This is a genomic window from Streptomyces sp. NPDC050164 (assembly GCF_044459945.1).
GTDB classification, from domain to species: domain Bacteria; phylum Actinomycetota; class Actinomycetes; order Streptomycetales; family Streptomycetaceae; genus Streptomyces; species Streptomyces coeruleorubidus_A.
Map to the genome: position 1 here is coordinate 14,219 of NZ_JBITJK010000009.1, position 13,483 is coordinate 27,701.

General features: G+C 72.1%; 14 protein-coding genes. 8 read left to right on the plus strand and 6 right to left on the minus strand.

Annotation, left to right across the window (positions count from 1 at the left end; translation table 11 throughout):
• From ACIBNA_RS15450 to ACIBNA_RS15460, 3 genes are all read left to right on the plus strand, one after another.
• Complete coding sequence (locus ACIBNA_RS15450; protein WP_399165716.1) at positions 1–414, plus strand: Zn-ribbon domain-containing OB-fold protein; 414 nt, start codon at positions 1–3, stop codon at positions 412–414.
• Positions 411–1,184 carry an enoyl-CoA hydratase/isomerase family protein gene (locus ACIBNA_RS15455; protein ID WP_399165717.1) on the plus strand — a complete coding sequence of 258 codons (774 nt, stop codon included), beginning with the start codon at positions 411–413 and terminating at the stop codon, positions 1,182–1,184. Before ACIBNA_RS15450 ends, ACIBNA_RS15455 begins: the two co-directional genes overlap by 4 nt.
• A 69-nt stretch (positions 1,185–1,253) precedes the next feature.
• Positions 1,254–2,204: an alpha/beta fold hydrolase gene (locus tag ACIBNA_RS15460; RefSeq protein WP_399165874.1), complete on the plus strand. Its 951-nt coding sequence runs from the start codon at positions 1,254–1,256 to the stop codon at positions 2,202–2,204.
• A 251-nt stretch (positions 2,205–2,455) separates the two neighbouring features.
• Here the strand turns inward: ACIBNA_RS15460 and ACIBNA_RS15465 are convergent, their stop codons facing one another.
• Positions 2,456–4,852, minus strand: a complete 2,397-nt coding sequence (locus ACIBNA_RS15465) for a PQQ-binding-like beta-propeller repeat protein (protein WP_399165718.1) — start codon at positions 4,850–4,852, stop codon at positions 2,456–2,458.
• Positions 4,853–5,054: 202 nt separating this feature from the next.
• On the minus strand, positions 5,055–5,777 hold the full coding sequence (locus ACIBNA_RS15470; protein WP_399165719.1) for a VOC family protein: 723 nt from the start codon (positions 5,775–5,777) through the stop codon (positions 5,055–5,057).
• Positions 5,778–5,911: 134 nt separating this feature from the next.
• Here ACIBNA_RS15470 and ACIBNA_RS15475 point away from each other — a divergent pair, with 134 nt between their 5' ends.
• A complete protein-coding gene (locus ACIBNA_RS15475; RefSeq protein WP_356926052.1) occupies positions 5,912–6,547 on the plus strand; it encodes a TetR family transcriptional regulator in 636 nt (211 codons plus the stop codon).
• Positions 6,548–6,629: 82 nt separating this feature from the next.
• Here ACIBNA_RS15475 and ACIBNA_RS15480 read toward each other — a convergent pair whose 3' ends face one another.
• Both ACIBNA_RS15480 and ACIBNA_RS15485 read right to left on the minus strand, forming a co-directional pair.
• Positions 6,630–7,112: a nitroreductase/quinone reductase family protein gene (locus tag ACIBNA_RS15480; RefSeq protein ID WP_399165720.1), complete on the minus strand. Its 483-nt coding sequence runs from the start codon at positions 7,110–7,112 to the stop codon at positions 6,630–6,632.
• Positions 7,109–8,290, minus strand: coding sequence for an acyl-CoA dehydrogenase family protein (locus ACIBNA_RS15485; protein WP_399165721.1), 1,182 nt, complete (start codon positions 8,288–8,290; stop codon positions 7,109–7,111). Before ACIBNA_RS15485 ends, ACIBNA_RS15480 begins: the two co-directional genes overlap by 4 nt.
• Before the next feature lie 110 nt (positions 8,291–8,400).
• On the opposite strand from ACIBNA_RS15485, the gene ACIBNA_RS15490 reads away from it, so the two are divergent.
• Together ACIBNA_RS15490 and ACIBNA_RS15495 are read left to right on the plus strand one after the other, a co-directional pair.
• Positions 8,401–9,573 carry a thiolase C-terminal domain-containing protein gene (locus tag ACIBNA_RS15490; RefSeq protein ID WP_399165722.1) on the plus strand — a complete coding sequence of 391 codons (1,173 nt, stop codon included), beginning with the start codon at positions 8,401–8,403 and terminating at the stop codon, positions 9,571–9,573.
• Positions 9,574–9,664: 91 nt separating this feature from the next.
• On the plus strand, positions 9,665–10,648 hold the full coding sequence (locus ACIBNA_RS15495; RefSeq protein ID WP_399165723.1) for a hypothetical protein: 984 nt from the start codon (positions 9,665–9,667) through the stop codon (positions 10,646–10,648).
• 32 nt (positions 10,649–10,680) lie between these two features.
• On the opposite strand, the gene ACIBNA_RS15500 is transcribed toward ACIBNA_RS15495, so the two are convergent.
• A complete protein-coding gene (locus ACIBNA_RS15500; protein ID WP_399165724.1) occupies positions 10,681–11,331 on the minus strand; it encodes an HAD family hydrolase in 651 nt (216 codons plus the stop codon).
• 129 nt (positions 11,332–11,460) lie between these two features.
• Positions 11,461–12,354, minus strand: a complete 894-nt coding sequence (locus ACIBNA_RS15505) for an NAD(P)H-binding protein (protein WP_399165725.1) — start codon at positions 12,352–12,354, stop codon at positions 11,461–11,463.
• A gap of 190 nt (positions 12,355–12,544) precedes the next feature.
• Between ACIBNA_RS15505 and ACIBNA_RS15510 the strand changes: the two genes are divergently transcribed.
• Both ACIBNA_RS15510 and ACIBNA_RS15515 read left to right on the plus strand, forming a co-directional pair.
• Positions 12,545–12,994: a DoxX family protein gene (locus ACIBNA_RS15510; RefSeq protein ID WP_399165726.1), complete on the plus strand. Its 450-nt coding sequence runs from the start codon at positions 12,545–12,547 to the stop codon at positions 12,992–12,994.
• Positions 12,994–13,470: a Zn-ribbon domain-containing OB-fold protein gene (locus ACIBNA_RS15515; protein ID WP_399165727.1), complete on the plus strand. Its 477-nt coding sequence runs from the start codon at positions 12,994–12,996 to the stop codon at positions 13,468–13,470. Before ACIBNA_RS15510 ends, ACIBNA_RS15515 begins: the two co-directional genes overlap by 1 nt.
• The last annotated feature ends 13 nt before the right edge of the window (positions 13,471–13,483 follow it).

Genomic DNA, 13,483 nt, shown 5'->3' on the forward strand with positions numbered 1-13,483 from the left:
ATGCTGCGTCCCGTCACCGACACCGACGGTGCCCCGTTCTGGGAGTACGCCGCCCGGGGCGAACTGCGTGTCCAGGCCTGTGCCGGCTGCGGTGAGCTCCGCTTCCCGCCCCGGCCCTGCTGCCCGCACTGCCAGTCCTTCGAGTCCGAGTGGCGCCGGGTGTCCGGCCGGGGCCGCGTCTGGTCGTACGTCGTTCCGCATCCGCCGCTGCTGCCCGGCTATGCCGAGCTGGCGCCGTACAACGTGGTCGTCGTCGAGCTCGACGAGGCGCCGCGCATCCGCCTCGTCGGCAACCTCGTCGCCGGGCCCGGTGAGCCGATCAACTCCCTTGCCACGGACCGTCTCCGGATCGGCACCCGGGTGCGGGCCGTGTTCGCCGACGGGCTTCCCCGATGGGTTCCGGAGCGGTCATGAGCAGGGTTCTGGTCAGTGCCGACGAGGACAGCGGGGTCGCCGTCGTCACCCTGAACCGGCCGGACCGGCTCAACGCCGTCGACCTGGAGATGGCCGGTGAACTCGCCCGGGTCTGGCGGGAGTTGCGGTTCGACGGCTCCGTGCGGGCCGTCGTCCTCACCGGCGCCGGTGAGCGTGCGTTCTGTACGGGCATCGACCGGGACGCCGTCGTGCCGCAGCCGAGCTCGCCGTACGCGCAGGACGATCCGCTGCTCGGCATCGGGCCGAAGGCGAACGACCTGTGGAAGCCGGTCGTCGCCGCCGTGCGCGGGATGGCCTGCGGGGGTGCCTTCTACCTGCTCGGAGAGGCGGAGTTCGTGGTCGCCGACACCACCGCCGCCTTCTTCGACCCGCACACCACCTACGGCATGGTCAGCGCCTACGAGTCCGTCCTGATGGCGCAGCGCATGCCGTACGGGGAGGTCGCGCGGATGGCGTTGATGGGGACGGCGGAGCGGATCTCCGCGCGGCGGGCGTACGAGGTCGGGCTGGTGTCGGAACTCGTCGCGCAGGGCGAGGCGTTGGGGGCGGCGCGTGCGTGCGCCGCCGTGATCGCCGGGTATCCGACGGAGGCCGTGCAGGGGACCGTGCGGGCGCTGTGGGCCGCGAGCGAGGCGGGGCGGTCCCGGGGCGTCGCACAGGCGCCGCATCTCATCGCGCTCGGGAACGCGGCGCGCGAGGAGCAGGCCCGGCTGTTCGCGGGGCGGCGGCGCGAGTACCGGTTGCGCTAGGCAATACCGGTTGCGTTTGGAAATCGTTTACCCGTACACGCGTATGCTCGTCGGGTGGTTGAGCATCGGATGATCGACGTGAACGGCATACGGCTGCACATCGCGGAGCAGGGCGAGGGCCCGCTCGTGGTGCTGCTGCACGGATTCCCGGAGTCCTGGCACTCCTGGCGGCACCAGTTCCGGCCGCTGGCCGAGGCCGGTTACCGGGTGGTCGCGCCCGACCAGCGCGGATACGGGCGCAGCGATCACCCCGAGGACGTGGCCGCGTACAGCATCTTCCACCTGGTGGGCGACGTGGTCGGGCTGGTCCACGCGCTGGGTGAGGAGCGGGCGTTCGTCGTCGGGCACGACTGGGGAGCGCCGGTGGCCTGGCACACCGCGCTGCTGCGGCCGGACGTGGTGCGCGGGGTTGCGGGGCTGAGCGTGCCGCCGCCGTTCCGTGGCGGGCAGCCGCCGCTCACAACCATGCGGGAGCGGTTCGAGGGGCGCTTCTACTGGAACTACTTCGAGCAGCCCGGGGTCGCCGAGGCCGAGTTCACCGCCGACACCCGCGCCACCCTGCGCAAGCTTCTGTACTCCGCCTCGGGCGACGCACCGGGCGCCGGGCGTCCCGAACAGGCCCTGGTCGACCTGGAGCGGGGCTGGCTGGCGGACGCGCCCGACCCCGAGGTGCTGCCCGACTGGCTGACCGAGGAGGACCTCGACACCCTCACCGACAGCTACGCGCAGGGCTTCACCGGCGCGCTCAACTGGTACCGCAACCTGGACCGCAACTGGGAGCTGACCGCCCCCTGGCAGGGAGCGGTCGTCTCCCCGCCCGCGTTGTACGTGTACGGCGACCGGGACCTGGTCCCGGCCTTCCCGGGCACGCCCGAACTGATCGAGAAGCTGCCCGAGTTGATGCCCAACCTGCGCCGCAAGCCGCTCGTGCTGCCGGGCTGCGGCCACTGGACGCAGCAGGAGCGGCCCGCCGAGGTGACCGAGGCGCTGCTCGACTTCCTGACGGAGCTGCGGGACTGACGCCCCTGCGTGGGTGGATCAGTCCCTGGGGTCTGTCGTTTGGATCAGGTCGCAGGGAAGCGACTGTTCTGCTCGGTGCCGGCGAGCGGGGTCTGGTGCGTGCCTCTGCAAGGCGGAGGAGGGCGTCGACGCGATGGGGGTCCCCCCTTGCTCGAGCGAAGTCGAGAGCTTGGGGGAGTCGGCAACCGACGACAACGCCGCGGAGGTGCGTGCCAGACCCCGCGTCTGCGACGTGATCCAAACGACAGACCCTAGCTCGTGCGCGCCGTGCCCGTGCCCTTCTCCGCGTCCAGCGCGTACACGCAGCGGTCCTTGCTGCACGCGTACACCACTCCGTCCTGGACGACCGGGGAGCCGGTGATCTCGCCGCCGGTGGCGAGCTTCCAGCGGAGCCGGCCGTCGTCGGCCTTCAGGGTGTAGAGCAGGTGGTCGGTGGAGCCGAAGTGGATCCGGCCCTCGGCCACCGAGGGGGCGCCCACGATGTCGCCGCCCGCCTGGAAGCGCCACTTGGGCGTGCCGGTGACCGCGTCGAGGGTGTAGAGGCCCTTGCCGCTGCCCACGTGGACATGGCCGGCGGCGACCAGGACGGGGTCGACGGACGCCCGGGACTCGGTGGCGATGCGCCAGCGGTCACGGCCGTCGGTGGCGTCGAGGGCGTAGACCGTGCCGAGGTAGTCGGCCAGGTAGATACCGCCGCCGGTGACGGCCGGGCCGGGTACGAAGGTGGGCGGGCAGAGGAAGACGGCCGGGGCCTCGAAGTGCCACTTCACGTGCCCGGCGGCCACGTCGAGGGCGAGGACGCGGGTGCCGGCGCAGACGTAGACGTAGCCGTCGGACGCCTGGGCGATCCGGACCGGGACGCCGCCGCAGGAGGCCGCGTCGCCGATGGGGTACGACCAGCGCTCGTCGCCGGTGCGGGCGTCCAGGGCGCGCAGCCGGGCGTCCTGCCACACGTAGACCGTGCCGTCGTGCAGGGCGGGCCCGGCCTCGGGGGACTCGAAGTCGCTCTGGCAGCCGGTGACCTCCCAGAGCTTCTGGCCGTTCGAGGCCTCCCAGCCCTGGACGCCGCCGCCCCGGGTGCCGGTGACGACGGTGCCGCGGCCGGCCTTGAGCGAGTAGACCCAGGCGTCCGTCTGCAGGCGCCACAGGTCGGCGCCCTCGCGGGCGTCGAGGGCGAACAGCGTGGGCCCGTCGGAGGCGTGGATACGGCCGTCCGCGACCGCCATGGACCAGGCGACGTCCCGGGTCTTGAAGCGGCGGCGGCCGGTGGCCACGTCCAGGGCGTGTACCTCGAAGGAGGTGACGTAGACCAGGTCGCCGTCGACGGAGGGGGTGCCCCAGACGTCGTTCGACATGCGGAACCGCCAGGGCCGCCAGCCGCTCGCCTGCTCGGGCGGCGCGGCCGGGGCCGGGGGCGCGGCGACGGCAGGGCCTACGGCAGGGTCCGTGCCGTTGACGCCGGGGCGGGGCTTGGACCAGGAGGCGGCGAGGGCGGCCTCCGGAGGGGGTGCCTTGACGGCGGCGGCACGGACGTCGGCGACGCGCGGGCCCGGGCCGATGGGCACCTGGGCGCCGGCCAGCCGCACCGGGCCGGTGTCGGGGCCCCCGACGGGCGCGGGCACGGGCGCCGGGACGACGGGGTCGTGCGAGGGCGGGGGCGGGATGGGCGCGGGGCCCGGGGCCGGGCCGGGCCCGGGGCGTCCGCCGCCGCTGCGTCCGGCGCCGGCACCGGGGGCGGGCTTGCCGGCCGGGCGGCCGTTGCGGCGGGACTCGATCAGGCTCACGGCCCGCTCGGGCAGCCACGCCGAGGCCGTGCCGCTGTCGTCGGAGCCGGAGCCGAAGAGGTGGGGGGCCAGCTGGGCCTGGAGGTCGGCCGGGTTGGGGCGGGCCGTCGGGTCCATCTGCATACAGGACTCGATGAGCGGACGCAGCTCGTCCGGGAGACCCTCCAGGTCCGGGCCCTCGCGCAGCAGCATGAAGACGGTCTCGACCGGGTTGGCGCCGTGGAAGGGCGGGTGTCCGGTGGCGGCGAAGACCAGCATGGAGCCGAGGGAGAAGACGTCGCTCGCACCCGTGACGCTGCGGGAGTCCTTGGCCTGCTCGGGGGACATGTAGGCGGGTGTGCCCACGGCGACGTTCGTCATCGTCAAACGCGTGTTCGAGACACCCGAGGCGATGCCGAAGTCGATCACCCGGGGCCCGTCCTCGACGACCAGCACGTTCGACGGCTTGAGGTCCCGGTGCACCAGCCCGGCACCGTGGATGGACTGGAGCGCCTCGGCCACGCCCGCCGCCAGCCAGCGCACCGCCTGGGCCGGCAGCGGCCCGCAGTCGTTCACTATCTCTTCGAGGGAGGGTGCGGGAACGTACGCGGTGGCCAGCCACGGCACGGCGGCGCGCGGGTCGGCGTCCACGACCGCGGCCGTGTAGAAGCCGGAGACGGCGCGGGCCGCCTCCACCTCACGCGTGAAGCGGACCCGGAACAGCTGGTCCTCGGCCAGCTCCGTCCGGACGGTCTTGATCGCCACGCGCCGACCGGACGCCGAGCGCGCGAGATAGACCAGCCCCATGCCGCCGGCACCCAGCCGTCCCAGCACCTCGAACGGCCCGATCCGCCGCGGATCGTGCTGCGTCAGCTGATCCACCACTCTGCCTGCCACCTCCCCGTACGAGCCGCGCCAAGCCACATGTTCCACGCGACCCCGTGCAGCGTCTCACCACCGCACCGCCATGGCGGCACGCACCCCGATTCTTCCTGGCCGGAGCCCTGGTTGCGAACCCGGTGACAATTGGGATGTCTCGGTACACAGTCGACCAAACAATGACCAAACAACGCCTGATCAGCCCTGCTCAGCGGTGCAGCAGCGCGAAGGACGCCCCCTGATTGTCCGTGACGACGGCGACCGTGCCGTACGAGGTCTGGAAAGGCGGGGCCTGGATCCGGCCGCCGAGCCGGGTGACGTCCTCCAGCGCGGCCGGTACGTCCTCGACGGCGAAGTGGACGAGGAAGTGCGGCGGCATCTCGGCCGGGAAGACGTCGGAGACGGGGGCGCGGCCGAAGTCGGGCTCGGCGTCCGACCCGAACAGGGCCTCCTGGAAGAGGTCGCCGTAGAAGGCGTTGGCCGCCTCGGTGTCCCGGGCGTACAGCTCGGCCCAGGCGAAGGTGCCCGGCTCGTGCCGCCTGCCGAAGCCGGGGTGCTCCCCCGGCTGCCACAGGGCGAAGACGGCCCCCTCCGGGTCGGTGACGAGGGCGGTGACGCCCAGCTCGCCGGCCGGCACCGGCGCCGAGACGACCTGCCCGCCGGCCGCCCGGATGCGCCGGACCAGGGCCGCCGCGTCCGGGGTCGCGAAGTACACGGTCCAGACGGTGGGCAGCCGGCCGTCCATCTTGCGGACCAGCGCGGCCACGGGTTCGCCGCCCTTCAGCGCCTGCGCGAAGGGGCCGAACCAGTCCTCGAAGGTCCACCCGAAAAGTTCACCGTAGAACCGCTTGCCCGCCTCGACGTCGGGAAGCTGCGCGTCCACCCAGCAGGGAACGCCCTCTGCGTACACCGATGCCCTGTTTTCGGCCATGCCGACAACGTAACCGCGACTGCCGCACCCCGCAGACCAGGCACACCAGCCCCCGCACTCCCTTACACCCCATTTGCAGTCGGCCGAATCGCGCCCCGATCACGCCTCGGTAAGCTGACGGCATGACAGGACAAGTGCGTACCGTCGACGGCCGCGTGGCCGGTAGGCGTGGGCAGGCGACCCGGCAGAAGCTGCTCGACTGCCTCAGCGAGATGCTCAGCTCCTCCCCATACCGGGACGTCAAAGTCATCGATGTCGCCCGGAAGGCGGGCACTTCGCCCGCGACCTTCTACCAGTACTTCCCGGACGTCGAGGGCGCCGTCCTGGAGATCGCCGAGCAAATGGCGACCGAGGGCGCCGCGTTGACCGAGCTCCTTCAGGGCCGCTCCTGGGCCGGCAAGGCCGGCTGGCAGACGGCGCAGGAACTCGTCGACGGGTTCCTGGAGTTCTGGCGCAAGAACGACGCGATCCTCCGGGTCGTCGATCTCGGCGCCGCCGAGGGGGACAAGCGGTTCTACAAGCTCCGGATGAAGATCCTCAACTCGGTGAACAACTCCCTCGCGGACTCCGTCGCCGAGCTCCAGGCCAAGGGCAGGGTCGACAAGGACGTGAACCCGGCGGCCATCGCCGGTTCGCTGGTCGCGATGCTCGCGGCCGTCGCCTCCCACCAGAAGGGCTTCTCCTCCTGGGGCGTGAAGCAGGCCGAACTGAAGCCGAACCTCGCGCTGTTGGTGCATCTGGGCGTCACGGGCAGGAAGCCGACGAAGTAGCCCGGCGCAGCAGCCTCTTCCTTCCCCCAAGTCCTGTCTGGCAGGCGGCGGTCCACCCGAGTGGACCGCCGCCTGTTGCGCTCTACCGCTCCGCGTGCTTCCGTACGACCCGGAAGACCCGAATCTCCCGCTCCACCCGGCGCTGGTACGCGGCGTACGGCGGCCAGAACTCCACGACCGCCTTCCACACCGCCGCCCGCTCCTCGCCCTTGAGCAGCCCGGCCGTGACCGCGATGTCCTCGCCCTGCCAGTTGATCACGGCGTCGGGGCGGGCGAGCAGGTTGTGGCTCCAGGCGGGATGGCCGGGCCGGCCGAAGTTGGACCCCATGAGAATCCAGCTGTTCCCGCCCTCCTCCGGCATGCAGGCCAGCGGCGTACGACGCGGCAGGCCGCTCCTCGCCCCGGTCGAGGTCAGCACCACCCCCGGCAGGAGCTGCGCGCTGAGCAGCACTTTTCCACGCGTGAGCCGGTGCACGGCCCGGTCGAGGGCCGGCAAGACGTACGGTGCCACGCGCGCGAACCCCCGGCTGGAGGACACCTTCTGCACGAACCGCACGCCCCTCATCGGCCGGCCTCCTCGAAGACGTGCGCCGCCTCGGCGGCGTGGGCCCGCAGCCGGTGCACCGGCCCGAACAGCAGTTCGTCGCCCGCGGCACGCTTGAAATACAGGTGGACCTCGTGCTCCCAGGTGAAACCGATGCCGCCGTGCAGCTGGATCCCCTCGGCGGCGGCACCGCGCAGGGCCTGAATCGCCTGCGCGAGGGCGAGGCCGCCCACCCGCTCCCCCTGGGCTGTGGCCCAGGCCGCGTAGTACGCCGCCGAGCGGGCCGCCTGCACCTGGACGTACACATCGGCCAGCCGGTGTTTCACCGCCTGGAAGGAGCCGATCGGCCGCCCGAACTGCTCGCGCTGCCCGACGTACTCGACGGTTCGCTCCAGCACCCGGTCGGCGGCCCCGACGGCCTCGGCGGCGAGACAGGCGGCGGCGGTGTCGCCGAGCCGGGCGAGGGCGGGGAGGGCCTCCTCGCCGTCTGGTCCCAGCAACTCGGCGTTTGTGTCTCGCAGTTGCAGACGAGCTTGCGGACGGATCACGTCCAGCGCGGTCTGCCGTACGCGGGTGAGACCGGCGGCGTCACCGCGCACGAGGAAGAGCAGGACGCGGGAGCGGGCGAACCCACCGGCGTGCGCGGCGACCACGAGCATTTGGGCCCTGTGCCCGTCGAGGACCTGGTCGACCTGCCCGTACAGCCGCCAGCCACCGTCGGCCCGCCGGGCCTGCACGCCCCCGGCCCGCCCGCCGCCGGCCCACTCCCCGCGCCGGTCGTGGCCGGTGAGTCCGAGGGCGGTGGCGAGGGCGGGACCCGGTACCGCCAGAGCTGCGGTGAGTGTGCCGGAGGCGATCCGCGGGAGCAGGTCGGCCCGCTGGGCGTCGGTGCCGAGGGCGAGCAGCAGAGGTGCCGTGAGGACGGCCGTGGCGAGCAGGGGCGAGGGGGTGAGGGCCCGGCCCGTCTCCTCGCAGGCGAGGGCCAGCTCGGTGACCGAGCAGCCGACGCCGCCGTGGGCCTCGGGGAGGGCCAGTCCGGGCAGACCGAGCTGTTCGGCGAGGGCGGTCCACAGGGCGGGGTCGTATCCGGCCGGGGTGTCGGCGGCGGCCCGCAGCTCCGCGGGGCCGCACCGCTTGTGGAGCAGTTCGCGCAGGGTACGGCGGATCTCGTCCTGTTCGGCGGTGAAGCGGGCGTCCATGGGGGTAGCACCTCCGCATCTGACGGTGCGTCATATTAGGGCGGGGGGTCTGGGATGCCCAGAGCTCTGCCGCGGTTGTGCTGGGGGATATCTGATGTACCGTCAGATTTATGGTTGCCCGGAGGAAAGTGGCCGTCGTCGGTGTCGCTCTCTCGGACTGCGGCCGTGTGGACCACGCGACCCCGTACGCCCTGCACGCCCAGGCGGCCCGGCGCGCCCTGGCCGACGCGGGCCTGGACCGCTCGCTGGTCGACGGCTTCGCCTCGGCGGGCCTGGGCACCCTGGCCCCCGTCGAGGTCGCCGAGTACCTGGGCCTGCGCCCCACCTGGGTCGACTCCACCTCCGTCGGCGGCTCCACCTGGGAGGTCATGGCGGCCCACGCGGCGGACGCGATCGCTGCCGGGCACGCGCGCGTGGTGCTGCTCGCCTACGGCTCGACGGCCCGCGCGGACGTCAGGGCGGGCCGCCGCACGGGCACGCTGTCCTTCGGCACACGCGGACCCCTTCAATTCGAAGTCCCCTACGGTCACACCCTGATCGCCAAGTACGCCATGGCGGCCCGCCGCCACATGATCGAGTACGGCACGACGATCGAGCAGCTGGCGGAGGTGGCGGTCCAGGCCCGGGCCAACGCGGCCCTGAACCCGGAGGCGATGTTCCGCACCCCGGTCACGGTGGACGAGGTCCTGGCCGGCCCCATGATCGCCGACCCCTTCACCAAGCTGCACTGCTGCGTGCGTTCCGACGGCGGGGCGGCGGTGCTGCTGGCGGCGGAGGAGTACGTACGGGACTGCCGTACCGCGCCGGTGTGGGTGCTGGGGAGCGGGGAGTACGTCTCGCACGCCGCGATGTCCGAGTGGGCGGACTTCACGGTGTCCCCGGCGGCGGTGAGCGGACGGCTGGCCTTCGAGCGGGCGGGCGTACGGCCGGAGGAGATGGACTTCGCGGAGATCTACGACGCGTTTACTTACATGACCCTGGTGACGCTGGAGGACCTCGGCTTCTGCGGGAAGGGCGAGGGCGGGCCGTTCCTGGAGAAGGGCCGACTGCGGGTCGAGGGCGGAGGGCTGCCGGTGAACACCGACGGGGGTGGGCTGTCGGCTCAGCATCCGGGGATGCGGGGGTTGTTCCTGCTGGTGGAGGCGGTGCGGCAATTGCGGGGGGAGGGCGGGGAGCGGCAGGTACGGCGGCGCGGCGACGGGGGGCCGCCGCGACTGGGGGTGGCGTCCGGGACGGGTGGGTGGTTCTGCTCTTCGGGGACGGTGGTGTTGGGGGCGGGGTGAGGGTCTGCCTCCGGCCCCTCGGAACCCCCCGGGCCCCGCGCGGCGTCTCGGCCTTCATCGCTACCGAGCCGCATGGAGGTCACGCCAGGTCATGGCACACGACGGAAACCAGCCGGTCGGCGGTGTCGGTGAGGCAGTCGGCGCCGTCAGACGCTACCGCCGCGCGCTGTACGGCTTCACCCTCCGCGTGTCCGTTCTGACAGCCGTGGTCGGCTGCGCGATCGTGGCAGGCGGATTCGCGGCGACGTGGGACACCTTCGAGGCCGTCCGGGACTACGCGGACTCCAACATCGCCAACGAGGACTCCTACGTGGCCTACGCCGACGGCGGCATGCCCCCGTTGGTCCGGGCCGGTGCCGTGGTGGCGCTTCTGCTGCTCGTCCTCTCCGTCCTGCACACCGCGTACGCCGTCGGCGACTCGCACGCCAGGCGCGACGGCGGACCGCTGACCCCCTGCGAGTTGTGGCGGCGCACCCGCGGACGCCTCCCCGCCGCCCTCGTGGTCAACGCGCTGACCGGACTGGCCGTGGGCGCCGCAGCGGGGGCGGCCTTGGTGTGGTGGGACCTCGTCGAGCGCGGCAAGGTGCCAGGCGTCGAGCCCACGCCCCTGCACGGAACCGCGACCCCGCAGTACACGCTCGTGGGCTGGGTGCTGCCGATCGCCGTCGGGTGCCTCGGCCCGCTGCTGTACTTCCGCCTCTCGGTGGCCACGGCCGAGACGGTGCTGGAGGGCCGTTCCCCCTTCGTGGCGCTGTACCGCTCCTGGGTGCTGGCCCGCCGCGCACGCCGGCGCGTCCTCGGCCTGGGCACGCTGGTCACCGCGGTCGCGGTGCTCGTCTTCGGACTGGCCCGGTACGCGGCCGCTCCCCTGGCCCACTTCGCCGGCCTCGGCATGCTGTGGCTCAGCGACGACAACGTGTGGATCACCGGCGTACTGGTGCTGATCCTGCCCACAGCCGTGGCCCTCCTCCTGCTGCCTCCGCTGGTCATGCCGCTGGTGTGCGCGGGGTTCGCCCGTCACCACGGGGAACTGCTCGCGCGGGAGGCGGCGGGGCGGGTTGCCGGCGTGTCTTGAGGGCCGTCCGCTGCCCGCGTGTCAGCGGTGCCTCATCCCGATGTGCTGATGGCGTGGTTGATCGCGGAGGCGACGTCGTCAGCGATATGAGTGGGCCGGTAGGAGTCCTCGGTCCAGACACGTCCGTCCGTCACCCATACACTCCGAAGACCTAGCGTGTTGGCGCCCGCGATGTCGGCGTGCGGTGAATCGCCGATGACCCACGCGCCCGGCAGGGGGAGGCTGACGAGAGCGGCTGCCGCCTGGAAGATCTCCGGTTCCGGCTTCTTGTGGCCGACGTCTTCGGAGATGACCCAGCCCTGGACGAATTGATCGAGTCCGGTATTCCGGATCTTCGCTTCCTGCTGGACAGTGCGCCCATTGGTGACGATGACGCAAGCCCAGCCGTCCGCCTGCGCGTTGCCCAGCGCATCGCGCGCTCTCTGCTCCAGGACGACGCGATCGGCGGCGCCAGTGTCGAGCAGGGCACGGATGGCGGTGGTTGGCACCACGTCGCCGTAGCGGCCGGTCAGGGCCGTGGCGACTTCGTGACGTGCGGTGTAGCCGCTGGCGTCGGTGGCCATCACCCAAGTGAGGTCGGAGGCGGGCAGACCGTGCTCGGCGAGGAAGTCGACGACGGCGGAGCGGAAGGCCGCATCGCGGTCGACGAGTGTGTTGTCCAGGTCCAGCAGCAACAACGGCATGACCGGCAGTAGATCAGCTTCTTCGGCAGTCGTAGCCCCGCCGGTCGCGGAGAAGGCATGCGCCTTCTCCGCGACCGGTGCGCTGTGCTGTTGCTCGTGGCGGCCTACTCCGATCTTCCGCGCAAACCGTCAGTCAGGGAGAAACTCCCGGGCATGGTCATGTGCCCACTGGGCGAAAGTGCGAGCTGGGACGCCGGTGACCTCCTCGGCTGTCGGTACCGCGCCGGCCGCCGTCGGGTCGAATTCCTCGGGTGCCTGCGGGTCCGTCTCGCCGCCCGAGTAGTCCTCGAAGCCGAGAAGGAAGTCGGCGTTCTCCGCCGCGAATCCTCCTTGCTCACGGTAGATCTCCCGCGCCTCGTCCCGGCTCACCACTTCAAAGCGGATCGCGCGCCCGATGGCCTCGGCGATGAGTTCGACCTGTCGACGATGCGACAGCATGTCGGGGCCGTTGAGGGTGTAAGCCCGTCCGCAGTGGCCGTCCTCCAGCAGAGCCAGGGCCGCGACGTCGGCGATGTCCTGCTCATGTACCGGGCACCAGGCCGCGTCGGGGTAGGGGTCGCGCACCACACTCTCGGCGCGGATGGACGGGCCCCACAGGGCCAGCTTGTTCATCGCGAACTCGCCGGGGCGCACGTGAGTCCACTCCAGGCCCGACTTCTCCACGGCCCGCTCGACCGGCAGGTGGAAGTCGCTGTCGAAGCCTGCCGTGACGGCTCCGGAGGACAGCACGACGATACGGCGCACGCCGGCCTGCCGTGCCAAGGCGACCACGTCCCGTGCCGTTTCGGCGACCGGGAAGAGATACATCCGGTCGACACCCTTCAACGCGTCGGCGAGTGACTCCGGTTGCATGAGATCACCCGCAACTGCGTGCGCGCCTTCCAGTAACACCGCCGGGCGTGGACTGCGGGACAGAGCCCGCACCTCCGCGCCGGCCTCGACGAGTCGCCGGACCACGTTCCGGCCGACGTTTCCGGTGGCTCCGGTCACCAGGATCGCCACGATTCTCCCTCTGATCGTCATTGCTCACGGGACGCCTTGTTCGGCACGGCGGCGAGGATGACACGCAGCGGGGAAGCGTCTCCAGTCGCCCGCCGAACGCATTTCGAAGCCGTCAGTAAGCCCCAGTCGGCCCGCCTCCAGGGCTTGTTGCCGCCACCGTATCTGACGTACCGTCAGATACGGTGTCGGGCGGCAATGCGGGAGCATGGGCATGGACACGATCTGGCTCACCGGAGCGGAATGGCTGGCCGTGCTGCGGATCGGGCTCGGGCTGTGGTGGCTGGAGAGCTGGCGGCACAAGGACCGCAAGGCCTGGTTCGAACGGGGCGCCGGCATCACCTGGGCGGCCGGGATAGCCGCCGAACACCGCTGGAGCGCCGTGCGCTCGGGCTTCGACACGGTCGTCGCGCCCCGCCCGCGCGCGATGGCGTACGTCGTCGTCTACGCGGAACTCGCGCTCGGACTGGGCCTGATCACCGGTTTCCTCACCCCGATCGCCCTGGCCGGCGGGTTCCTCCTCAACGCCCTCTACTTCACCCTCATGGTCCACGACGTCGCCGAGCAGGGGCAGAACTCGATGATGGCGCTGATGTCGGTGGTCGGGCTGTTCGGGATGTCCTGGCAGACCTGGTCGCTGGACAGCGCGCTGGGGCTGTTCTGATGGCCGGGCGTTTCGACCTGCCCGAGCCGGACGCCTTCACCCGGACGTACTGGGACGCGGCCGCCGAGGGCCGGCTGCTGATCCGCCGCTGCCGGGCCTGCGGCCGGGCCCACCACTACCCGCGCGAGTTCTGCCCCCACTGCTGGAGCGAGGACGTCGTCTGGGAGCCCGCGAGCGGCCGAGCCACCCTCTACACCTGGTCCGTCGTCCACCGAAACGAGCTGCCGCCCTTCGCGGAACGCACGCCGTACGTCGCTGCCGTGGTCGACCTCGCCGAGGGGCCGCGGATGATGACGGAGGTCGTGGGGGTGGGGGAACTGTCGGCGGGGGAGCCGTCGGCCGGGGAGCTGTCGGCCGGGGAGCCGTCGGCCGGGGAGCTGTCGGCCGGGGAGCCGTCGGCCGGGGCGGAACTGGAGGTCGCGTTCCGGGAGGGGATCCCGGTGTTCCGGGTCGTGCCGGGCGCGGTCGGCGGGTGAACGGCGCCGCCCC